Source organism: Amycolatopsis sp. WAC 01375 (assembly GCF_003947325.1).
In the GTDB taxonomy this organism is placed as follows: domain Bacteria; phylum Actinomycetota; class Actinomycetes; order Mycobacteriales; family Pseudonocardiaceae; genus Amycolatopsis.
In genome coordinates this window covers 114,022-135,472 of the sequence record NZ_QHHW01000033.1, presented here as the reverse complement: position 1 = coordinate 135,472, position 21,451 = coordinate 114,022, and the positions used below count along the sequence as shown (strand labels likewise).

Below are 21,451 nucleotides of genomic sequence, written 5' to 3'. Positions count from 1 at the left end.
TGCCAGGTAGCGTTGTTCCATGCACTTCACGCGGCCACGCGAGCTGGCGGTGGCCGGCCTCCTGGGTCTGGTCCTGGCCTATCTGGTCTTCCAGGTCGCCTACGGATCGATCCCCGCGCTTCCGCTCTTCGCCGGAATCACGTTGCTCGTCCTCGCGCTCTGCGAGGTCGTGCTCGCCTTCATCATCCGTTCGCGGATCAAGGAGGGCCGCGTGCTCGCCGCGATCTCCGTCGCTCGATCGGTGGCCCTCGCCAAGGCCTCGTCGCTCGCCGGATCCGCCATGACGGGGGTCTGGCTGGCGGCTTTCGCGTATCTTTTTCCGCGACGTGACGAACTCCTCGCGGCGGGCGGTGACCTCCGTTCGGCGACGGTCGGGATCGTCAGCTCGGTGGCCCTGGTAGCTGCGGCTTTGTGGCTCGAACACTGCTGCCGGACCCCCGAGGGCGGTGATCGGGACCCCGGTCCCGAGCCGACCGGTTAACGCTCGAGAGCCACCGCTCGAAGTACCGACTAGGTCTCGTTCGGATTACTAGAAGGTACGGTGTTGGGCATGACCGGGGTGGGTGACGACTCGCGCGGCCGCCTTGCGGGTAGGCCGTGGCTTGTCGTCGGCTTGGTTCTCGCCGTCGGCGCGACTCTCGCATTGGTGCTTTCCGACGACCTCCGCTACTTGCGGCTGGGCATCGTCGCGGCGCTGTGGGCCGCCCTGATCGGTGCGTTCCTGGCGGTCCGCTACCGCAAGCACGTGTCACAGAGCGAGGACGCCGTCGCCGAGGCGCAGGCCGTCTACGAGCTTGAGCTGGAACGCGAGATCGCCGCACGCCGCGAGTTCGAGCTGGAGATCGAAGCGGAGAGCCGGCAGGTCGCCGAGAACCGCTCCCATGACGAGCTCGAAGCGCTCAGAGCCGAGGTGAGCGCCCTGCGTGAAAGCCTCCAGTCGCTCTTCGGCGGCGGCGAGGTTCTCCTCGAACGTGTCGCGCTCACCGCGCAGGCCACCCGGATGCGGTCCCTCGACAACAAGCAGCTGATGAGCGCCGGATCCGAGAATGGCAACGGCAAACCCCAGCTGATGCCCGCCAAGAGCACCACCATCGACGTCGACGAGCGTGAGCGCGACCGCCCGACCGAGATGATCGACCGCGTCCTCGAACCCGCGTCCGCGCGGGCGGGGACGCCGCCGGCCGCTCGTCGCAAGCCGTCGAACGGCCAGGTCAACGGCACCAATGGCTACGGCCAGAGCAACCAGGTCCAGCGGCCGAAGCCGGTCGACGAATCCACTCGCCGCAGCATGCGCAAGGCGGACGCCCGCGCTTCGAAGGCGGCCGAGGCGCTCGCCGCCGAAGCCGCCCGCCGCGAGCGGATCGAAATGTCCAACCCCGGTATGTCGCCCGCCGAGGTTTCGCAGCCCCAGCGTCCAGAACCCCAGCGCAAGACCCCGCCGCCGGTGACGCCCGCCGAGGTGTCGCGCCCGTCCATGCCAGGCGTCTCCCGCGCCGAGGTCTCGCAGCCGTCGATGCCCACCGTCGCCCGGCAGCCCCAGCGCCCGGAACCCCAGCGCCCCGAGTCCCAGCGCAACGAACCGCCTCGCCGTCCGCAGCAGCCTTCGTTGCAGCAGCGGCTCGACGCCGGCACCGTGCAGCGGCCGCCCGCGCCGCGCCCGGAGGAGCAGACCCGCAAGGAGACGCCGCCGGTGAAGCCCGCCGCGCAGGCGAAGCCGGTCAAGCGGGTCGAGCCGGACCGTCCGCGGCCGAACCGCGAGCTCGGCCTGACCCGTCCCGGGATGAAGCCGGTCGAACGGTCCCACCCGGCCGGTGGCACGCCGCCGCCCGCGAACAAACCCGCCGCACCGGAGCCGATGGAGGCCACCGGCGAGTGGAAGCCGTCGTGGACGCAGGAGCGCCCGGTGTCCGACCTGAGCGCGGCGTTCCCCAGGAAGGACGACTTCCAGGACCGGCTGCGTCCCACGCCGCCACCGAAACCGCAGCAGCAGCCCCAGCCGTCGGCGTCCCAGCCGCGGCCGGAACCGCGCCCCGAGCCGCGTCGTGATCCGGAGCCGCCGACCCCGCTGTCGATCCCCATGCCGATCCCGGTCGTGTCCGAGCCGCCTCGCCGGGCAGAGCCCGTGCGGCAGCCGGAGCCCGAACCGGTGCGCCGTCCGGCCGCCGAGGCGCCGTCGCGGCACGGCGGCGGCACCGAGGAGCCGCCCGCGGTCAACCCGACGCTGCCCGAAGAGGTCCGCCTGACGCAGAACGGCGGCGGACGCCGTCGCCGGGCGGCGGAGGACTCCTCGGTCTCGCTCACCCCGGCCCCGAACGTGCCGGAGCCCACCGGCGGCGGCCGTCGCCGCCGCCCGGACGGCGAGCCCCCGGCTTGGCAGAGCTCCGAGTCCTCCGGCGGTCGTCACGGCGGCAGGCGGGCGAAGCCGGACGACGAGGCGCCGTCGCGCAACGGGTCGTCACACAGCCGTCCGGAGACGCCCGCCGCGGGTTCCCACGCCTCCGGCCGGTCGGTGATGGACCTGCTCGCGGCGAACGGCGCGAACGAGTCCACCCCGCGGCGCAGGCGGCGTGCCGAGGACTGAGCATTTTCGAAGGTGAACCCGCGACCGCGATCGACGTCGGCAGGGCGCTCGCTGGTCGACCCGGGCGGGTTCACTTGCGGCCCGGTACCACCGCGTACTTCAGCTCCACGTACCGCTCGTATCCCGTACCGACGGTAGGGTGACCCGCTGTGAGCGAGCCTTCCTCCCCGGCGCCCGGTCCCGACCGGCCACGCCGGTCTCGGTCGATCACCGTGCTGCTGCCGGTGCTCGGGCTGATCGCCGTCGCGCTGTGCGGGTTGTTCGTGTTCGGCACGGTGACCGAGAAGGTCGGGTTGCCCGCGGTGACGATCGGTGTGCTCGCGGCGCTGGTCCCGGTCGCCGTGGTGGTCACGGCCTTCCTGTGGGTCGACCGCTGGGAACCGGAGCCACCGAAGCTCCTGCTGCTGTCCTTCGTCTGGGGCGCTTGTGTCGCGACGATCATCGCGCTGCTGCTCAACAGCGGTGCCGAGGCCGTCGGTGACCTGCTGCTCGGCACCGGCGTCGGAAGCAAGATCAGCGGACTGGTCTCCGCGCCGTTGGTCGAGGAAGCCGCGAAGGCCGCCTTCATCCTGCTCCTGTGGTGGCGCCGGCCGATCGAGTTCGACGGTGTCGTGGACGGCATCGTCTACGCCGGCTTCACCGCGGCCGGGTTCGCCTTCACCGAGAACATCTATTACTTCGGCCGCGCCTTCGCCGAACACGGCTTCGGTGACGGCACGAGCGCCGGCGTGCTCGCGGCGTTCTTCCTCCGCGGCGTGCTTTCGCCGTTCACCCATCCGCTGTTCGCCGTCATGACCGGGATCGGGCTCGGCGTCGCCGCGAGCAGCAAGGTGCGCTCGCTGCGGATCCTGGCGCCGATCGGCGGCTACGTCGTCGCGGTGCTGCTGCACGCGCTGTGGAACGGCGCCGCGCTGCTCGGCGGCGCCAAGACCTTCCTGAACGTCTACTTCCTGATCATGGTGCCGCTGTTCATCGGGGTCTTCTCGGTGGTGGTCATGCAGCGGCGGCGCGAGCAGCGGATCGTCGCGGCCGCGTTGCCGCTGATGGTCGACGCGCGCTGGATCGCGCCGTCCGAGGTGCCGCTGCTGGCCAGTCTGTCCGGACGGCGGTCGTGGCGGAAACAGGCGCGGAAGCAGTCGGGGCGGGAGGCGGCGAAGGCCGTCGGCCGCTACCAGGCCAGCGTGACCGAGCTTGCGTTCCTGCGGCGTGGACGGAAGCTCACCGACGAGGCCAAACAGCGGCAGCGCGAGCTGCTCCAGGTGCTCAAGACGTCGCGCGCCGAGGCCGTGCGGCTGGCCGACGGCGCGCCACGCGGGTGACCACGGTCAGGTGAAGCTGGTCACGAGGGCCGTTTCAGACACGGGCCGGAGGGTTACCCTCGCGCCGTCGTCTGGTACCCGCGCCCACCGAGCGGGACTGGAACGAGTTGAGGAGTTTTCGACCATGAGCGTCCACTGGCGCACGCCATGATGAGGCCCGCTCGCCTGGCCGTCGGCGTCGTTTCCGCGGGCCGGGTCGGCAGTGTCGTCGGTGCCGCGCTCTCCAGGGCCGGGCACACCGTCGTCGCCGCTTCGGGCCTTTCCAACGCTTCGGTTCGCCGGGCGGAGCAACTGCTCCCCGACGTACCCCTCCTGCCTCCCGACGAGGTGGCCCGCCGCGCCGACCTCGTCCTGCTGGCCCTGCCGGACGACGCGCTCGCGGGGATGGTGCGCGGCCTCGTCGCCACCGGCTCCCTGCGGCCCGGCCAGATCGTCGTGCACACCTCCGGGTCGCACGGCATCGACGTCCTCGCGCCCGCCGCCGAGGCCGGGGCGCTGCCGCTGGCCCTGCACCCCGTGATGACCTTCACCGGCCGCGCCGAAGACCTCGACAGGCTGGCCGCGTGCAGCATCGGCGTCACAGCCACAGAGGGTGACGAAGCGGCGTGGAACGTCGGTGAGGCGCTGACCGTGGAGATGGGCGCGGAGCCCGTCCGGGTCCCTGACGAAGCGCGAGCGCTCTATCACGCGGCGTTGGCACACGGTGCGAACCACCTGATGACCCTGGTCGCCGATTGCGCGGAATTGTTGCGGGAGGCGGGAATCGCCCAGCCCGAACGCCTGGTGGCTCCGTTGTTGTCGGCGGCGTTGGATAATGTTCTCCGACACGGGGACCGGGCGCTGACCGGGCCGGTGGCCCGTGGTGACCTCGGCACCGTGCGTAAGCATCTCGCGGTGCTGGCCGAACGCGGCCCCGACGTCGCCCCGAGCTATCGCGCGCTGGCCAGGCGCACGCTGGCGCGCGGCGACGCCGCCGGGCTACTGGATGCCTCGGCCGCCGCCGAGCTCACCGAACTCCTGAGTGATCCCGCAGATCCCGCCGAAGGGCAGCAAAACCAGTGACCACACCGAAATTCGCCCGAGGCACGCTGCACACCTTCCAGCCGCCCGAGCAGGTCAGCAAGGTGACGCGTGCCCTGCACGGCGTCGGCCGCAAGGTCGCGCTGGTGCCCACGATGGGCGCCCTGCACGCGGGGCACCGCGAGCTGATCCGCCGGGCGAAGCGGCTGCCGAACACGGTCGTCGCGACGTCGATCTTCGTGAATCCCCTGCAGTTCGGGGAGGGCGAGGACTTCGAGGCGTACCCGCGTCCGCTGGACAAGGACCTCGAGGTGCTGAAGGAGGACGGCGTCGAGCTGGGCTTCCTGCCCAAGGCGTCGGATCTGTATCCCGACGGGGCCACCGTCACGGTGCATCCCGGCGCGCTCGGCGACGAGCTGGAAGGCGCGGTGCGGCCGGGGCATTTCGCCGGCGTGCTGACCGTGGTGGCGAAACTGTTCAACATCGTGCGGCCGGACTACGCCTTCTTCGGGGAGAAGGACTACCAGCAGCTGGTGCTGATCAAGAAGATGGTGCGTGACCTGAACTTCGACACCCGTGTCATCGGGGTGCCGACGGTCCGGGAACGCGACGGGCTGGCGTTGTCCTCGCGCAACGTCTACCTGACTCCGGAACAACGCGAGGACGCGATCGTGTTGTCGGCGGCACTCACCGCGGGTGCCTTCGTCGGACGCGACGGTGCGGAAGCCGTGCTGGCGACCGCCAGGCAGACCCTCGCCGCGCGTCCCGCGGTCGAGGTCGACTATCTGGAGTTGAGGGGAACCGACCTCGGGCCCGCGCCCGCGGACGGTGAAGCGCGGTTGCTGATCGCGGCCAGGGTGGGGAGTACCCGGCTGATCGACAACGTCCCGGTGATGCTCGGCGCAGCCGTCGATCATCCGGAAAACGCGCTGGACGCAGGGGAATAAGGAGAGTCCACGATGTACCGCACGATGCTGAAATCGAAGATCCATAGGGCGACGGTCACCCAGGCCGATCTCCACTACGTCGGTTCGGTGACCGTCGACGAGGACCTGATGGACGCGGCGGATCTGCTGCCGGGCGAACAGGTGTCCATTGTGGACGTCACCAACGGCTCGCGGCTCGAGACCTACGTGATCGCGGGCGAACGCGGCAGCGGGGTGCTCGGCATCAACGGCGCCGCGGCGCATCTGGTGCACCCCGGGGATCTGGTGATCCTGATTTCGTACGCGCAGATGGAGAACGCCGAGGCGGCGTCGTTCCGGCCGCGGGTCGTCTTCGTCGACGCGGACAACCGGATCGTCGAGAAGGGCGCCAACCCCGGTCACGCGCCGGAGGGTTCCGGTCTGTTGAGCGGCACCGTGACGCTGGCCGACGACGACACGATGACCTTCCCGGTCGCCGAAACCGCCGACGCCCGCCGTCTCGACGCGCTTCTGCACGCCGAAAGCTGAGCCCTTGCTGCTCACGGTCGACGTCGGTAACACCAACATCGTGCTCGGCCTGTACTCCGGCCAAGAGCTGATCGGCGACTGGCGGATGCGCACCGACGCGCGGATGACCGCCGACGAACTGGCGTTGACCATGCGCGGCCTCCTCGGCTCGCACGCGGACGCGATCACCGGGATCAGCGCGCTGTCCACGGTTCCCGCCGTGCTGCGGGAACTGCGCGTCATGCTTTCGCGCTACTACGGGCGGTTGCCGAAGATCGTCATCGAGCCGGGGGTGCGCACCGGCGTGCCGCTCCTGGTCGACAATCCCAAGGAGGTGGGGGCGGACAGGCTGGTGAACACCCTGGCCGCGCACCATCTGCACCCGTCCACCGCTTGCGTGGTGGTGGATTTCGGGACTTCGACCAATGTGGACGCCATCTCCGCCAAGGGCGAGTTCCTCGGCGGCGCGTTCGCGCCCGGCATCGAGATCTCGGTCGACGCGCTGGCCGCACGGGCCGCGGCGCTGCGCAAGGTGGAACTGGTGCCGCCGCGGTCGGTGATCGGGAAGAACACCGTGGAATGCCTGCAATCCGGCATCCTCTACGGGTTCGCCGGCCAGGTCGACGGCCTGGTGAAGCGGATCAAACGCGAGCTCTCGCCCGGCGGGACCGATCCCGTCGCGGTGATCGCGACCGGCGGCCTGGCGCCCTTGGTGCTCGAGGAGTCCGAAACGATCACCGAGCACGCGCCGGATCTCACCCTGCTTGGCCTGCGCCTCGTCTACGAGCGCAACCACGCCTCCGCCCGCCCGTGACCGAACCCGTAACTCACGTGATCAGACGCGTAACTCGCGAGTTACGCCTCCAATCACGTGAGTTACGCCTCCAATCACGTGAGTTACGCCTCCAATCACGTGAGTTACGCCTCTGATCACGCGAGTTACGCCTTCGGTCACGGGCGTGAGGCGACGATCAGCACCCGCCGCGTCATCAGGTCCTGGTTCCGCAGCGTGAGCTCGATGCTCGCCCGCAGTTTCGCCGGATCCGCGCCGGATTCCGCCGCCAGTTCGGCCACGCGCTCCAGCGAGAGCTCCCCGGTCCGCCGCTGCCGCGCCCGCCAGTCCGCCGTCTCCTCGTAGGAATGGACGTCGAACCCGGCCGCTTCCAGTAACGGCCGGTGGTCGGGCACCTGCGGTGGCCGGTTCTCCGGCTGCCCGTCGAAGTCCCAGGTCGTGACGAGCAGGCGCCCGCCGGGCGCGAGGATCCGCGCGAACTCCTCGCAGGCGCGCCGTTTGTCGGGCGCGAACAGCAGCGCGTCGACGCTCATCACCGCGTCGAACGACGCGTCCTCCAGCCCCGTGTCCGAGAAACTGCCGATCTGGAAGTCGGTCGCTTCGACGTCCATCGCCTCCGCGCGACGCCGCGCCGAAGCCAGCGCCGTCTCCGCGATGTCGACGCCGGTGAGCGTCGCGTAGGTGCGCGCGGCGACCCACAGGCCCGGCCCGCCGCGCCCGCAGCCGATGTCGGCCAGCCGCCCGCCCGGTTCCAGTCGCGCCCCGGCCACGATGTCGCGCAGGTCGGTCCGGGTCACGAAGCTGTAGGTGTCGAGTTCGGCGGGGTACTCGTCGCCGTAGACGTCGGCCCAGATCCCCGCCGAGACCGCGGACGCGGGCGCGCCGAACGTCGTGGTGAACGCGGCCTTCCAGTCGGTCATCGTTCACCCGCCCGGAAGACCGTGGTGGTGAGCGGAAGGTCGAATTCCCCCGAGGCGGTTTCCGGGTTCCGGTCGAGGAATTCCCGCGCCGCGCGCAGTTTGGCGGCGCGTTCCGCTTCCGGCGCCACCAGCAGATGCGAATGGGTGGCGATCGTCTCCACCAGGCTTTCCGCCGTCCTGGGTTGTTTGTGGCCGAAGGTCTCCTTCTCGAACGGCTCGAAGGCCTCGTGTTCCGGCAGCGATTCGTAGTCGCTCAACCAGCGCCTGCTCATCGAGCTCTTGATCAGCGTGTTGAACTCCGCCAGCCAGCCCGTCGACTCGTCGTCGTGGTTCCACAGCGCCACAACGACTCCGCCCGGCCTGAGCACCCTGGCCATCTCCGGATAGGCCCGGTCGAGTTCGAACCAGTGGAACGCCTGCCCGACGACCACGGCGTCCACGGCCTCGTCCGGCAGCGGGATCCGCTCCGCGGTCCCGATGAGCGGGGTCACGGCCGGGAGCGCCTTGGCGAGCTCTTCGAGCATCTGCGCGTCCGGTTCGACCGCGGTGACCGCGACGTCCAGTGCGAGCAGGCCCTGGCTGACCTTGCCGGTGCCCGCGCCGAGGTCGAGGACCCGTTCCGGTGTTCCCCGGGCGCCGGCCAGCCCCCAGGCCAGTGCCTTTTCCGGATAGCCGGGCCGATGGGCGGCATAGGCGGCGGCCTTCGCGCCGAACGAAGCGGCGCGGCGGGCGTGCAGTTCGGGTTCGATGCCGGGAGTGGATGAGTTCACGCGAACCAGGTTAATGGAGAGAAAACCGGCCGGTCCGGACTCGGAAAAGGTAATCCGGTTGGCGTAGGGAAGCGGCGGGTTCGTACGCTGTGCGCCATGACTGAAATCCCCGCATCCGAGGGCGTGAGCCCCGACGAAGACCTGCCGGAACAGATGCGGGTGCGCCGGGACAAGCGCGACCGGATAATCGCGGAGGGTATCGATCCGTATCCGGTCGAGGTGCCCCGGACGCACTCGCTGGCCGAAGTGCGCGAGAAGCATTCCGGTCTTCCGGTCGACACCGCCACCGGCGAGATCGTCGGCGTCACCGGCCGGGTCATGTTCATGCGCAATACCGGCAAACTGTGTTTCGCGAGTCTCCGTGAAGGCGACGGCACCGAGTTGCAGGCGATGATCAGCCTCGCGAAGGTGGGCGCGGACGCGCTCGCGGCGTGGAAGTCCGATGTCGATCTCGGCGATCACGTATTCGTCGAGGGCGAGGTCATCACCTCCAAGCGCGGTGAGCTTTCCGTGATGGCCGACTCATGGCGGATCACGTCGAAAGCATTGCGCCCGTTGCCCGTGATGTACAAAGAGCTGGCCGAGGAAACGCGGATCCGGCAGCGTTATGTCGATCTGATCGTGCGTCCCAAGGCGCGGGACGTGGTCCGCACCCGGGCCGGTGTGCTGCGTTCCCTGCGTGACTCGTTTCACGGCCGGGGATTCCTCGAGGTCGAGACCCCGATGCTGCAAACGCTGCACGGCGGCGCGGCGGCGCGGCCATTCGTCACACATTCGAATGCCTTCGACCTCGACCTCTACTTGAGGATCGCACCGGAGCTGTACCTCAAGCGTTGCGTGGTCGGCGGTATCGAGAAGGTCTTCGAGATCAACCGGAACTTCCGGAACGAGGGCAGCGACTCGTCCCACTCGCCGGAGTTCGCGATGCTCGAGTACTACGAAGCGTATGCGACCTATGACTCCAATGCGGTGATGACGCGCCAGCTCATCCAGGAGGCGGCGCAGAACGTTCTCGGTACTCAGGTGGCTACTCTCGCCGACGGTTCGGAGTACGACCTGTCCGGCGAGTGGACCACGCTCGGAATGTACGAGTCGCTGTCCGGGGCGTTGTCGGAAGAGGTCACTCCCGAGACATCGGCGGACAAGCTGCGTTCCTATGCCGAAGCGCGAGAGCTGGAGCTCGACCCAAAGTTAGGCCACGGCAAACTCGTCGAAGAACTTTGGGAACATCTCGTCGGAGATCATCTCCACGAACCCACTTTTGTCCGTGATTTTCCGGTCGAGACATCCCCGCTGACCAGGCAACATCGCAGCAAGCCGGGGGTGGCCGAGAAGTGGGATCTGTACGTGCGCGGATTCGAACTGGCCACCGGATACTCCGAGCTCGTCGATCCCGTGGTGGAGCGTCAGCGTCTGGTGGAACAGGCTCGGCTGGGTGCGCAGGGTGATAGTGAGGCCATGAACCTGGATGAGGATTTCCTCCGTGCGCTGGAGTACGGAATGCCGCCGAGCGGTGGTGTCGGAATGGGGATCGACCGGTTGCTGATGGCGCTGACCGGCCTTGGTATCAGGGAGACCATCCTCTTCCCGCTCGTCCGACCCGAATAACCCGTCCGCGTGACAGATACCTCGATCGTTCTCGTAAACAAGATTTGCGTTATGTCTCGGTAGCGGGTATTAATGTCGCTAGACAAAGTCTTCTGTCCGGGGCATGCCCCGTACCAGATCATTCGTGTAAGCCCCCAGCAGGAGGAAACAGATGGCACAGAAGGTGCTCGTCTCTCTCGTCGACGACCTCGACGGCACTGAGGCGGAAGAGACCGTCGAGTTCGGTTTGGACGGTGTGAGCTACCAGATCGACCTTTCCGCGGAAAACGCGGAAGAGCTTCGTGACGCGCTGGCCCAGTATGTGGAGCACGCCCGTCGCGCGGGTGGCCGTAAGCGCACCGCCATTCGTCCGGTCGCCGGCGTGAAGGCCGCCGCCCGCCCCGCGACCGTGGACCGTGAGCAGAACCAGGCCATTCGCGCCTGGGCCCGCAAGAACGGCTTCCAGGTTTCCGACCGTGGACGTATCCCGTCCGAGGTCGTGGAGGCCTACCACAAGAAGAACTGAGGTCTTTCGGACTCACAAGCCGCCGGGAAACTGTTCCCGGCGGCTTTCTTGTTCTTGTACACGGTTCAAGCGGGCGTACTCGGTGGGCGCCCATCCGGTCACGGAGCGGAAATCCCGGATGAAGTGGGCTTGGTCGCTATAGCCCAGCGTGAACGCCAGTTCCGCGTAGTCCGGCCGATCCTCGGCGGCGATCCGTGCCGCCGCCTCGTTCAATCGGTACACCTGAATCGCCCATTTGGGGGTGGCGCCGACATGTTCGGCGAACAGGCGTTGCAGGCTTCGCTGAGACAGGCCCGTTCGGCTTGACAGCTCGCCGACTCTGGTAACGGCCGGATCGGCCGCGATTGTTTCGACGGCTTCGATGGCCGACCTGGCCGCGGCGGTGAGCACGGGATCTTTCGCGAGGAGCAGTTCCTCGCACCGGCGGACCATTTCGAAGTCGTTCGTCGCATTCCGTACCGATTCCGTCACCGGTCCGGCGCCGGGGAAGAGATCGGTGAGTGGAACGGAACCGCCGGAGATCATCGTGACCGGGCCGGTGAGGAATGCCCGGAATGCCCCCGGCCGGAATCGCACGCCGATACCGTGGCCGGTGTCGGCGACGGTGTGGCGGAAAGGTCGTTTCCCCGGTCCGAAGACACCTTCCGCGTGGCGGAAGAACGTGACGTTCACCGCGAGATTGGGCAGGACCACCTGTTCGTGGGGCGGACGGCCGCTCAGATCCCAGCGCAGCACCCAGTGGTGGTCGACGAACGGGCGCAGGCTCGGTGCGGGTGGATGCCGCACGAGGCTGAACTTCGCCTGCCGCGCGTTGACGATCCCCGCCGGGATCCGGTGCCCGCTCACCCCCTCAACCTAACCCTGTCGCGTTTCTTCAAGACGGTGCGCCGGTTTCCGTGAACTGATGCCCCCATGTCCGAACACGCTGCCCTGATCGCCCCCGCCGCCGCGGAATTCGCCGGAATCCTGCGCGGGATCGGCGAGTCCGACCTCGCCGCCCGCACCCCGTGTGCCGAATACGACGTCCGCGCCCTGCTGAACCACCTTCTCTACTGGGGACCCTGGCTCGAAGCAGCCGGGCGCAAGACACCGCCGCCCGAGGTGTCCTCCGGCGAGGAGGAGGCAGGGCTCGTCGGCGGCGGATGGCTCGGTGACATCGAGAAGCAGACCGCGCGGCTCGTGGACGTCTTCGGGACGCCCGAGGCGTGGCAGGGGCAGACCACCTTCGGTGGCAACCCGATGCCCGCGTCGATGGCCGGCTACATGGTGCTGGACGAGTTCGTCTTCCACGGCTGGGACCTCGCCAGGGCGACCGGCGCGCAGTTCACCGTTCTCCCCGAGGTCGCCGACGCCGTGTACGCCATCGCGCTGGAGATCGGTGATCAGGCGCGGGCGATGAAGGTGTACGGCGACGAAGTGACCGTCGCGGAAGGCGCGACGACGTTCGAGCGCGCGTTGGGTGCGACGGGCCGGAATCCCGCCTGGACCCCTTAACGGATTCGCGGACAGCCGCCGCATTCCGATTCCGCGGGCAGCAGATAGGAGAAACAGCAGCTTTCGCGGTTTCTCGTCCACTCGCGGCCGCCGTCGGCTCCCGGCACCGACGTCAGCTTCGACGCCGACGTCAGTGGCGGGAACCGCGATTCGAGGACCAGCGCGGCGTCCGCGACCCCGGCGCCCTCGGCCTCCGGGGTCCCGCCCAGCCGTCCCGCCGACCACAGCGCGTTGTCGAGCGCGTCCGTGGCTGCCGCCCACAGCTGCCGCCGCCCGAGCCTCGTCAGCGGCCCGTAGACGTCGATGAACCGGCTCGCGTGCGCGACGAACCTGCCCCGCAGGACGGTCGCCAGCGCCCGCTCGTCCGGGACGACGACCGCCTCCGGGTGCGCCGAGCCCGGGTCCGTCGGCAGGCAGTGGAAACCGTCACCGAGGACGGCGACGGAGTCGGGGTGGGGCCGGTCGGCGCCGATCCGGAACGCCAGCGCGGACGGCGCCAGCGACGGGACGCGGCGTTCGTGGTGCAGCAGCATCGCGCCGGCGAAGGCCGGGACGTGCAGATACCAGGACAGGATCCAGCTCGCCGGGGTCCGCTCGGGGATCGCAGGGGCTTCCGAGTACGTCTCGGCCAGCCAGCCGGTGAGCCGCTCCCGCCAGCGCACGAGACGGGCCGGTTCGCCGAGCAGGTCGCCGCAGCGGACCCAGTCCGGCTCGCCCTCCGGCACGTCTCCGCGGAGCCGGGCGTCCCAGGGCATCCTGGCGAGGGAGGCCCGGAGCCCGTCCACGGGGGACGCGAGCGCGTAGTGTCGTGACACACCGGCCTCCCGTCATTAGGTACGCCTAACCTTACATACGATCCGTGACTACTCCGGACGGGTGTCCATCCACTGGGCGGACCCGTGTTCGCGCTCAGCGGACAACGCCCGTCCGGCGGAATCCGGACGCGTGTCCGCACGTTGTGCTTGACGTAAAGGTGCAGGGCAACCGGAAGATGAAAGAGCGCACGGCCGGAGAACGGGCCGGGCGCGAACGGGCCGCAATCAGCCGTAGTGGTACGCCAGCGCGACCACGTGGCTACTAGAGTGGTCTCACGGTGCTGAATCCATCGCGGTGAAAGCACGATGGAAACGGGCCGCCGTCGCAGCAGTCGAGGGAGTGCACATGTTTGAGAGGTTCACCGACCGCGCGAGGCGGGTGGTCGTCCTGGCCCAAGAAGAAGCCAGGATGCTCAACCACAACTACATCGGCACCGAGCACATCCTCCTGGGTCTGATCCACGAGGGTGAAGGTGTCGCCGCCAAGGCGCTGGAATCGCTGGGCATCGCGCTGGAGGGCGTCCGCCAACAGGTCGAGGAGATCATCGGCCAGGGGCAGCAGGCCCCGAGCGGGCACATCCCCTTCACCCCGCGGGCCAAGAAGGTGCTTGAGCTGTCGCTGCGCGAAGCGCTGCAGCTCGGCCACAACTACATCGGCACCGAGCACATCCTGCTCGGTCTCATCCGCGAGGGCGAAGGCGTCGCCGCACAGGTGCTCGTCAAGCTCGGCGCGGACCTCAACCGGGTGCGTCAGCAGGTCCTGCAGCTGCTGTCGGGCTACCAGGGTGGCAAGGAGTCGACCGAGACCGGCTCCGGACGCGGTGAAGGCACCCCGTCGTCGTCGCTGGTGCTCGACCAGTTCGGCCGCAACCTGACCGTGCAGGCCCGCGAAGGCAAGCTCGACCCGGTCATCGGCCGCGGCAAGGAGATCGAGCGGGTCATGCAGGTGCTGTCGCGGCGCACCAAGAACAACCCGGTCCTGATCGGTGAGCCCGGCGTCGGCAAGACCGCCGTCGTCGAGGGGCTCGCGCAGAACATCGTCAAGGGCGAGGTGCCCGAGACGCTGAAGGACAAGCAGCTCTACACCCTCGACCTCGGCTCCCTGGTCGCCGGTTCCCGGTACCGCGGTGACTTCGAAGAGCGCCTCAAGAAGGTGCTCAAGGAGATCAAGACCCGCGGCGACATCATCCTGTTCATCGACGAGCTGCACACGCTCGTCGGCGCGGGTGCCGCCGAGGGTGCGATCGACGCCGCGTCGATCCTGAAGCCGATGCTGGCCCGTGGTGAGCTGCAGACGATCGGCGCGACCACCCTCGAGGAGTACCGCAAGTACATCGAGAAGGACGCCGCGCTGGAGCGCCGCTTCCAGCCGATCCAGGTCGGCGAGCCGTCGCTCGAGCACACGATCGAGATCCTGAAGGGTCTCCGCGACCGGTACGAGGCGCACCACCGCGTCTCCATCACCGACGGCGCGCTGGTGCAGGCGGCCACCCTCGCGGACCGCTACATCAACGACCGCTTCCTCCCGGACAAGGCGATCGACCTGATCGACGAGGCCGGCGCCCGGATGCGCATCCGCCGCATGACCGCGCCGCCGGACCTGCGCGAGTTCGACGAGAAGATCGCCGACGTGCGCAGGGACAAGGAGTCCGCGATAGACGCGCAGGACTTCGAGCGCGCCGCCCGCCTCCGTGACGAGGAGAAGACCCTCCTCGGCCAGAAGGGTGAGCGGGAGAAGCAGTGGAAGGACGGCGACCTCGACGTCGTCGCCGAGGTCGACGAGGAGCAGATCGCCGAGGTCCTCGCCAACTGGACCGGCATCCCGGTGTTCAAGCTCACCGAGGAGGAGACCACGCGTCTGCTCCGCATGGAGGACGAGCTGCACAAGCGGATCATCGGCCAGGAGGACGCCGTCAAGGCCGTCTCCCAGGCGATCCGCCGCACCCGCGCCGGCCTGAAGGACCCGAAGCGCCCCTCCGGCTCGTTCATCTTCGCCGGCCCGTCCGGTGTCGGTAAGACCGAGCTGTCCAAGGCGCTCGCGGCGTTCCTGTTCGGCGAGGACGACGCGCTCATCCAGATCGACATGGGCGAGTTCCACGACCGCTACACCGCTTCGCGGCTCTTCGGTGCCCCTCCGGGCTACGTCGGCTACGAAGAGGGCGGCCAGCTGACCGAGAAGGTGCGGCGCAAGCCGTTCTCGGTGGTGCTGTTCGACGAGATCGAGAAGGCCCACCAGGAGATCTACAACACGCTCCTGCAGGTCCTCGAAGACGGCCGCCTCACCGACGGCCAGGGTCGTACGGTCGACTTCAAGAACACCGTGCTCATCTTCACCTCGAACCTGGGTACCTCGGACATCTCCAAGTCCGTCTCGCTCGGGTTCTCGCAGGGAGGCGACACCGCCAACCGGTACGAGAAGATGAAGCAAAAGGTCAACGAGGAAATGAAGAAGCATTTCCGGCCTGAGTTCCTGAACCGGATCGACGACATCATCGTCTTCCACCAGCTGACCAAGGACCAGATCATCCAGATGGTCGATCTGATGGCCGCCCGGGTCGAGAAGCAGCTCAAGGCCAAGGACATGGAGCTCGAGCTCACGCCCAAGGCCAAGGCGCTGCTCGCCAAGCGTGGCTTCGACCCGGTGCTGGGCGCGCGGCCGCTGCGCCGCACGATCCAGCGCGAGATCGAGGACCAGCTGTCGGAGAAGATCCTGTTCGGCGAGATCCAGGCCGGTCAGATCATCCTGGTCGACGTCGAAGGCTGGAACGACGAAGAGGGCGAGAAGGACGACAAGGCGCACTTCGTCTTCCGCGGCGAAGCCCGGCCCTCGTCGGTCCCGGACGCCCCGCCGGTGACCATCGGTGCCGGCTCGACCGAAGAGAACGGTGAAGCCGAGGGCGAGTAAAGCCCAGTCGGTTCCGGAAGTGCCCGTCGCGGGTTTGCCGCGGCGGGCACTTTCGCGTTCGCGCCCCGATCACGCGTGTCGTCCGCTCAATCACGCGAGTCGTCCGTCTGATCACGCGAGTTACGCGTCCAATCACGTGAGTTCGCCTTTCCGCGCAGAGGGCCTGCGTGCGTGGATGGGGAACTCACGTGATCAGGGACGTAACTCGCGTGATTGGACCCGGAACTCGCGTGATCAGACGGACGACTCGTGAGTGGCGAGGCATTGCATCTGCGGAACATTCAGTGGTGGAAGCGCACCTCCGTGGGAACTCTGGCCTTCGCGCCCTGATCGATATAAGGTCTACATTATGGTCGCCTGATGCGGTGGGAGATCGAACTTCACGACGAAGTGGATCGCTGGTTCGCGGCGTTGTGCCGGGAAGAACCGCGTACGGCCGACCGGGTCGAAGAGGCGATCGACATGCTGGCTCGTGAAGGACCGCGACTCGGACGGCCACTGGTCGACCGGATCAGTGGCTCGCGCAGGCACAACTTGAAAGAGCTGCGCCCGGCGTCGGCTGGGCACACCGAGATCAGGATCCTGTTCGTCTTCGATCCGTTGCGCAGGGCCGTGCTTCTGGTGGCCGGTGACAAGGCCGGAAACTGGAAACGGTGGTACGACGTCAACATCCCGATCGCGGAGGAGCGATACCGGCGGCATCTGGACGCGATGGAGGAATGCTGAAATGGGTCGGTCCTGGAAAGAGGTCAAGGCCGAAAAGCTCGCCGCGGATCGTGAGGCGGGTCGCGACGTCGAAGCCGCGCGGGCCGAGGCGCGAGAAGCCACTCAGGCGTACGTTCTCGGCTTTCGACTGTCGGAACTGCGCGAGGACGTGGGGCTGAGTCAGGCCGAGGTCGCCAAGCGGATGGGCGTGAGCCAGCCGCGGATCAGCCAGCTCGAGCAGGGCGATCCGAGCCAGATGGAACTGGACACGCTCCGCAGGTACATCGTCGCCTTGGGCGGCCGGATGCGGGTGGTCGCCGATTTCGACGATCACGACGTCACCATTTCGACCGCAGTCTGACGCGTTCCGGACTCCCGATCACGCGAGTTACGCGCCCAATCACGTGAGTTCGCCTTTCCGCACAGAGGGCCTGCGTGCGTGGATGGGGAACTCACGTGATCAGACGGACGACACGCGTGATTGGACGGACGACACGCGTGATCAGGGACGTAACTCGCGTGATCAGAGGCGGAACTCGCGTGATCGGGGGACGTGAGACGATGCCTTCGGGTCCGGGAGGGGGTCAGGTGGACGTTCTGGCGATCGATTTCGGTACCTCCAGCACGGTGGGGGTGCTTTCGATCCACGGCAGGGGGACGCAGGTCGTCGAGATCGACGGGTCGGTGACGATGTCGTCCGCGATCTACGTCGACAAGGACGGCACCGTCTTCGTCGGCCGCGACGCCGAACGCCGGGCCCGGCTGGATCCGAGCCGGTTCGAGGCGAATCCGAAGCGGCGCATCGACGAGGGCGCTCTCCAGCTCGGTGAGGTCACGCTGCCGATCGCCGACGCCTTCGCCGCGGTCCTGCGCCGGGTCGGCGAAGAGGCCGAGCTGCTCCTCCAGCGCCTGCCCGCGCAGGTGCGGATCTCCCATCCCGCGGGCTGGGGCCCGGATCGCAAGCAGATCCTCCGCGACGCCGCGCTCAAGGCCGGTTTTCCCACGACGGTGCTCATTCCCGAGCCGGTCGCCGCGGCCGCGCATTACGCCTCCCTCAACCACGGTCAGCGGCCGCCCGGTCCGATCGCGGTGTACGACCTCGGGGCGGGCACCTTCGACTGCGCGGTCGTCGGTGTCAGTGCGCAGGGGTTCGCCGTGCTCGCCGAGGACGGCCTGCCCGATCTCGGCAGTCTCGACATCGACCAGGCGCTGCTGGTGCACATCGGCCGCGAGGTGTCGCATTCCGAACCCGCGCGGTGGCAACGGATCCTGCGCCCGCAGTCGGTCAGCGACCGCCGGACGCGCCGGTCGTTGCTGCAGGATGTCCGTGACGCCAAGGAAAGCCTGTCCCGGCACCAGCAGACCGAGATCCCGATGCCGGAGCCGTTCGGCGACGTGCGGGTGACGCGGACGGAGCTCGAAGCGCTCGTCCGGCCGAGTTTCCTGCGCAGCGCCGAGCTGCTGGCCACCACGATCCGCCGCGCCGGGCTGTCCCCGGACCGGCTCGGCGGCGTCTACCTCGTCGGCGGGCCGAGCCGGATGCCGTTGCTGGCGAGTCTGCTGGCGAATCAGCTCAGGATCGCGCCGACCACGCAGGATCAGCCGGAGACGGCGGTCGCGTTCGGGCTCCACCACGTGCCCGCGGGTGGCGAGGACTCCCAGCTGACCGTGCCCGCCTTCGCGCCGGTCGCGCCGCCGGTGCGGCAACAGCCAGTGCAGCAACAGCCAGTGCAGCAACAACAACCGCGGCGCCCGCAGCCGCCGCGCTGGACGCCGCCTCCGCCCCCGCCGGGCCGGAGCTGGCAGAAGCCCACGACGTACGGCGTCATCGTGCTCGCGCTCGCGGCGATCGTGACGACGATCGCCCTGCTCGGCGGCGGCGAGGAAGCGCCGGTCGCCGGACCGGCTCCGGCGAAACCGGTGAGCTGCGACCAGCCGGGGACGAAGGACGCGCAGGGGTTCACGGACTGCCTCCGCCGGATCGCCGCGGTCGTCCCGAAGGGGGACGACTGCCGGGAGGCGCCGGACGCGGCCGCCACGGTGGGGGCGTCGTCGGCGGTCACCTGTGTTTTCAAGGATGACAAGGCGTCGAACGCGATCAACTACTACCAGGGCGTCGCGATGACCGGTCTGGAGGACGGCGTCCGGCAGCGGATGACCAAGGGCGAGCCCGTGGAGGGCACTTGGGCGGCCGACGGGCTCCGTGGGCGGTACTTGGCGGGCGCGGGCAAGCGAAGCGGCATCGTGCTCTTCGGGACCGAAGACGCGCCGTTGAGCGCGATGCTCGTCTCGACCCGCAGCGACGGCACCTCGCGCACGACCGCGGAGATGGTCGAGTTCTTCACCGCACAGCTCAAGCCCTGATCAGTGCAGGGTGCCCGCCGGTGTCGAGAGATCCTCGGTCACCGAAAGCGCGGTGTCCACGATGATCTCCAGCGCCTCCGCCGCGCGGTGCACGGCCAGGCTCGGCGCGGTCGTCCGCGCGGCCTGCTCCGGCGTGTACGGCACGTGCACGAAACCGCCGCGTACGCCGGGAAAGTCGTTGTCCAGCAAGTGCATCAGCCCGTAGAAGACCTGATTGCACACGTAAGTCCCGGCGGTGTGCGAGACCGACGCTGGAAGTCCCGCGTGCTCGATCGCCGCGACACACGCTTTCACCGGCAGAGTGGTGAAGTACGCGTTGGGCCCGCCGGGGATCACCGGGACGTCGACGGGTTGTGAGCCCGCGTTGTCCGGGATGCGGGCGTCGATCAGGTTGATCGCGACGCGTTCCGGGGTGACGCCGGGGCGGCCGCCCGCCTGTCCGACGCAGACCACCAGTTCCGGCCGGTACTCGTCGATCGCGTCGCGCAAGGTGACCAGCGAACGCGAGAACACGCACGGCAGTTCGACGGCAACGGCGTCGTGCCGCCGGCCGGTGAGCAGGGAAACCGCCTGCCACGACGGGTTCACCCGCTCACCGCCGAACGGTTCGAAACCGGTGAGGAGCACTGACGTCATGCCCTCACCCTAACGTGTGACGACGGTCAGGCAGCAGGCTTGAGGTCTCCCGGGTAGAGGAACTCGGGCGCCGGTTTGGCGTTGCCGTAGAACCACGCGTCGAAGAAGCCCTGGAGGTCCTTGTGCGCGACGCGTTCGGCGAACTTCTGGAACTCCGGCAGGCTCGCGTTGCCGTCGCGGTGGATGGCGGGCCACGTCTTCAGGACGCGGTCGAACGGCACCGCGCCGATGTAGTTCTTCAGCGCGTGGAGTGCCACCGGGCCCTTCGAGTAGACGTACGTGAACTCGTTGCCGGGCCCCATGTCGTACAGCTTCCCTGCCCAGAACCGGTCCGTCGCCTTCTGCACGGCGGTCAGGTAGCGCGCCTTGAGGTCCTGCCCCGACTTCGCCTCGGACCAAAGCCATTCCGCGTACGAGGCGAAGCATTCGTTGAGGCAGACGTCCTTCCACTTGTCGACGGCGACCGAGTCGCCCCACCACTGGTGGGCGTTCTCGTGCACGATCGTCGGGACGTTGCCCGCCGCGCCCGAGTAGATCGGCCTGCTCAGCGTCTCCAGGGAGAAGCCGATCGGCTCGGCGAGGAAGATGCCGCCCGCCGCGTCCACCGGGTAGCGCCCGAACTTCGACGCCAGGAAGTCGATGATCTCCGGCAGCCGCGCCTCGGCCTCCTTCGTCGCCGCGGGGGTGCCGGGAGCGTAGGCGTTGACGACAGGGGTGCCGTCGGACAGCTTCGTCCGCTCGAACTCCCATTTGTCGATCGCGACCGTCGTCATGTACGGCACGGCCGGGGTCTCTTCTGCCCAGACGTACGTGGTGTTCTTCCCCGAAGCGAACTGCCCGCGCTCGCGGCCGTTCGAAATGACGCCCCATTCCGAGGGAACGGTGACCGCGAGGTGGAAGGTCGCCTTGTCCCGCGGGGTGTCGTTGACCGGGTACCAGGTGGTCGCGGATTTCGGCTCGCCCGCGACGAACGCGCCGCCGGATTTCGCGTACTGCCAGCCGTTCTCGCCCAGTGACGGATCCTCGATCGGCCGCGGGACGCCGTGGTAGGCGATCTCGGCGGTGAACCGCTCGTGGTTCCGCAGTGACCGCGCCGGGGTGATCACGAGTTCGTGGTCACCGGTGCGGGTGAAGGCCGCTTTTCGCCCGTTGACCTTGACCGAGTCGACGGTCAGCCCGCGCAGGTCGAGATTGAACGAACTCAGCGCCTGGGAGGTCCGGCCGGTGATCGTCTGGAGGCCGGTGAGCTGTTTGGTGGCGGGCTCGTAGCCGATTTTCAGGTTGTAGTCGCCGACGTCGTAGCCGCCGTTGCCGTCCTGCGGGTAGTAGCTGTCGCCCGCGCCGTCGGCGCCGGGTTTCCCGGTGTCGGCGAGGGCGGTCCCGCCGCCGAGGACACTCGCGGCCAGAACGGCGGCGATGACGGCCGTACTCCGGTACCTCATTCACGCTCCCAGTCGATCGGCTGTGACTCGGTCACGAACACTTGGTCAGAAACGTAGCGCCGTGACCTCGGCCGTCCGCCCGGAAAGATCCTTCGTGCCCGGATAATCCCCACTTCCGTCGCCTGATCGGAGTCCGGAACC

The 21,451-nt window shown here is 68.5% G+C and carries 20 protein-coding genes; 14 read left to right on the top strand and 6 right to left on the bottom strand.

Features of this window, described 5'->3' with window-relative positions; translation table 11 throughout:
- Positions 1–19: 19 nt before the first annotated feature.
- The 7 genes from DL991_RS21690 to DL991_RS21660 all read left to right on the top strand — a co-directional run bounded on the left by DL991_RS21690 (position 20) and on the right by DL991_RS21660 (position 7,167).
- The gene (locus DL991_RS21690) at positions 20–481 is read left to right on the top strand and encodes a DUF3180 domain-containing protein (RefSeq protein WP_125786167.1); all 462 of its coding nucleotides are present in this window, start codon (positions 20–22) and stop codon (positions 479–481) included.
- Between the two features lie 69 nt (positions 482–550).
- Entirely contained in the window at positions 551–2,581 is a 2,031-nt protein-coding gene (locus DL991_RS21685) for a DUF6779 domain-containing protein (protein ID WP_125786166.1), read from the top strand.
- A 149-nt stretch (positions 2,582–2,730) separates the two neighbouring features.
- Positions 2,731–3,900, top strand: a complete 1,170-nt coding sequence (locus DL991_RS21680; protein WP_125786165.1) for a PrsW family intramembrane metalloprotease — start codon at positions 2,731–2,733, stop codon at positions 3,898–3,900.
- A 147-nt stretch (positions 3,901–4,047) separates the two neighbouring features.
- Positions 4,048–4,962: a Rossmann-like and DUF2520 domain-containing protein gene (locus tag DL991_RS21675; RefSeq protein ID WP_125786164.1), complete on the top strand. Its 915-nt coding sequence runs from the start codon at positions 4,048–4,050 to the stop codon at positions 4,960–4,962.
- Positions 4,959–5,867: a pantoate--beta-alanine ligase gene (gene panC, locus DL991_RS21670; RefSeq protein WP_125786163.1), complete on the top strand. Its 909-nt coding sequence runs from the start codon at positions 4,959–4,961 to the stop codon at positions 5,865–5,867. The genes DL991_RS21675 and panC overlap by 4 nt, the downstream gene beginning before the upstream one ends.
- Positions 5,868–5,879: 12 nt before the next feature.
- Complete coding sequence (panD, locus tag DL991_RS21665) at positions 5,880–6,374, top strand: aspartate 1-decarboxylase (RefSeq protein ID WP_125786162.1); 495 nt, start codon at positions 5,880–5,882, stop codon at positions 6,372–6,374.
- A gap of 4 nt (positions 6,375–6,378) precedes the next feature.
- Positions 6,379–7,167: a type III pantothenate kinase gene (locus DL991_RS21660; protein WP_125786161.1), complete on the top strand. Its 789-nt coding sequence runs from the start codon at positions 6,379–6,381 to the stop codon at positions 7,165–7,167.
- A gap of 137 nt (positions 7,168–7,304) precedes the next feature.
- Here the strand turns inward: DL991_RS21660 and DL991_RS21655 are convergent, their stop codons facing one another.
- Positions 7,305–8,066 (bottom strand): class I SAM-dependent methyltransferase, encoded by a 762-nt coding sequence (locus tag DL991_RS21655; protein WP_125786160.1) that lies wholly within the window; start codon positions 8,064–8,066, stop codon positions 7,305–7,307.
- On the bottom strand, positions 8,063–8,836 hold the full coding sequence (locus DL991_RS21650) for a class I SAM-dependent methyltransferase (RefSeq protein ID WP_125786159.1): 774 nt from the start codon (positions 8,834–8,836) through the stop codon (positions 8,063–8,065). The genes DL991_RS21655 and DL991_RS21650 overlap by 4 nt, the downstream gene beginning before the upstream one ends.
- A gap of 96 nt (positions 8,837–8,932) precedes the next feature.
- On the opposite strand from DL991_RS21650, the gene lysS reads away from it, so the two are divergent.
- On the top strand, positions 8,933–10,444 hold the full coding sequence (gene lysS, locus DL991_RS21645) for a lysine--tRNA ligase (protein WP_125786158.1): 1,512 nt from the start codon (positions 8,933–8,935) through the stop codon (positions 10,442–10,444).
- Positions 10,445–10,595: 151 nt separating this feature from the next.
- Positions 10,596–10,949, top strand: coding sequence for an Lsr2 family protein (locus DL991_RS21640; protein WP_005165380.1), 354 nt, complete (start codon positions 10,596–10,598; stop codon positions 10,947–10,949).
- A gap of 12 nt (positions 10,950–10,961) precedes the next feature.
- Here DL991_RS21640 and DL991_RS21635 read toward each other — a convergent pair whose 3' ends face one another.
- A complete protein-coding gene (locus DL991_RS21635; protein WP_125786157.1) occupies positions 10,962–11,795 on the bottom strand; it encodes a helix-turn-helix domain-containing protein in 834 nt (277 codons plus the stop codon).
- A 66-nt stretch (positions 11,796–11,861) separates the two neighbouring features.
- Here DL991_RS21635 and DL991_RS21630 point away from each other — a divergent pair, with 66 nt between their 5' ends.
- Complete coding sequence (locus DL991_RS21630; protein WP_125786156.1) at positions 11,862–12,443, top strand: TIGR03086 family metal-binding protein; 582 nt, start codon at positions 11,862–11,864, stop codon at positions 12,441–12,443.
- Here DL991_RS21630 and DL991_RS21625 read toward each other — a convergent pair.
- Entirely contained in the window at positions 12,440–13,198 is a 759-nt protein-coding gene (locus DL991_RS21625) for a (2Fe-2S)-binding protein (RefSeq protein WP_370307181.1), read from the bottom strand. The genes DL991_RS21630 and DL991_RS21625 overlap by 4 nt on opposite strands.
- A gap of 406 nt (positions 13,199–13,604) precedes the next feature.
- On the opposite strand from DL991_RS21625, the gene DL991_RS21620 reads away from it, so the two are divergent.
- The 4 genes from DL991_RS21620 (at position 13,605) to DL991_RS21605 (ending at position 19,232) form a co-directional block, all read left to right on the top strand.
- Positions 13,605–16,163, top strand: coding sequence for an ATP-dependent Clp protease ATP-binding subunit (locus tag DL991_RS21620; protein WP_125786154.1), 2,559 nt, complete (start codon positions 13,605–13,607; stop codon positions 16,161–16,163).
- Positions 16,164–16,523: 360 nt separating this feature from the next.
- Positions 16,524–16,889 (top strand): type II toxin-antitoxin system RelE/ParE family toxin, encoded by a 366-nt coding sequence (locus tag DL991_RS21615; RefSeq protein ID WP_125786153.1) that lies wholly within the window; start codon positions 16,524–16,526, stop codon positions 16,887–16,889.
- A gap of 1 nt (position 16,890) precedes the next feature.
- Positions 16,891–17,229 carry an XRE family transcriptional regulator gene (locus DL991_RS21610; protein ID WP_125786152.1) on the top strand — a complete coding sequence of 113 codons (339 nt, stop codon included), beginning with the start codon at positions 16,891–16,893 and terminating at the stop codon, positions 17,227–17,229.
- 227 nt (positions 17,230–17,456) lie between these two features.
- Positions 17,457–19,232 carry an Hsp70 family protein gene (locus tag DL991_RS21605; protein WP_125786151.1) on the top strand — a complete coding sequence of 592 codons (1,776 nt, stop codon included), beginning with the start codon at positions 17,457–17,459 and terminating at the stop codon, positions 19,230–19,232.
- Here the strand turns inward: DL991_RS21605 and pcp are convergent, their stop codons facing one another.
- Together pcp and DL991_RS21595 are read right to left on the bottom strand one after the other, a co-directional pair.
- A complete protein-coding gene (gene pcp / locus DL991_RS21600) occupies positions 19,233–19,868 on the bottom strand; it encodes a pyroglutamyl-peptidase I (protein ID WP_125786150.1) in 636 nt (211 codons plus the stop codon).
- Positions 19,869–19,894: 26 nt separating this feature from the next.
- Positions 19,895–21,310: a M1 family metallopeptidase gene (locus DL991_RS21595; RefSeq protein WP_125786149.1), complete on the bottom strand. Its 1,416-nt coding sequence runs from the start codon at positions 21,308–21,310 to the stop codon at positions 19,895–19,897.
- Positions 21,311–21,451: the final 141 nt, after the last annotated feature.

What these genes read in the sequence shown, in the direction of transcription:
- DL991_RS21625 (WP_370307181.1), bottom strand. Translation starts at nt 13,198, where the DNA reads ATGCCCTGGGACGCCCGGCTCCGCGGAGACGTGCCGGAGGGCGAGCCG.
- DL991_RS21620 (WP_125786154.1), top strand. Translation starts at nt 13,605, where the DNA reads ATGTTTGAGAGGTTCACCGACCGCGCGAGGCGGGTGGTCGTCCTGGCC.
- DL991_RS21615 (WP_125786153.1), top strand. Translation starts at nt 16,524, where the DNA reads ATGCGGTGGGAGATCGAACTTCACGACGAAGTGGATCGCTGGTTCGCG.
- DL991_RS21690 (WP_125786167.1), top strand. Translation starts at nt 20, where the DNA reads ATGCACTTCACGCGGCCACGCGAGCTGGCGGTGGCCGGCCTCCTGGGT.
- pcp (WP_125786150.1), bottom strand. Translation starts at nt 19,868, where the DNA reads ATGACGTCAGTGCTCCTCACCGGTTTCGAACCGTTCGGCGGTGAGCGG.
- DL991_RS21685 (WP_125786166.1), top strand. Translation starts at nt 551, where the DNA reads ATGACCGGGGTGGGTGACGACTCGCGCGGCCGCCTTGCGGGTAGGCCG.
- panD (WP_125786162.1), top strand. Translation starts at nt 5,880, where the DNA reads ATGTACCGCACGATGCTGAAATCGAAGATCCATAGGGCGACGGTCACC.
- DL991_RS21640 (WP_005165380.1), top strand. Translation starts at nt 10,596, where the DNA reads ATGGCACAGAAGGTGCTCGTCTCTCTCGTCGACGACCTCGACGGCACT.
- DL991_RS21595 (WP_125786149.1), bottom strand. Translation starts at nt 21,310, where the DNA reads ATGAGGTACCGGAGTACGGCCGTCATCGCCGCCGTTCTGGCCGCGAGT.
- DL991_RS21610 (WP_125786152.1), top strand. Translation starts at nt 16,891, where the DNA reads ATGGGTCGGTCCTGGAAAGAGGTCAAGGCCGAAAAGCTCGCCGCGGAT.
- lysS (WP_125786158.1), top strand. Translation starts at nt 8,933, where the DNA reads ATGACTGAAATCCCCGCATCCGAGGGCGTGAGCCCCGACGAAGACCTG.
- DL991_RS21630 (WP_125786156.1), top strand. Translation starts at nt 11,862, where the DNA reads ATGTCCGAACACGCTGCCCTGATCGCCCCCGCCGCCGCGGAATTCGCC.
- DL991_RS21675 (WP_125786164.1), top strand. Translation starts at nt 4,048, where the DNA reads ATGATGAGGCCCGCTCGCCTGGCCGTCGGCGTCGTTTCCGCGGGCCGG.
- DL991_RS21655 (WP_125786160.1), bottom strand. Translation starts at nt 8,066, where the DNA reads ATGACCGACTGGAAGGCCGCGTTCACCACGACGTTCGGCGCGCCCGCG.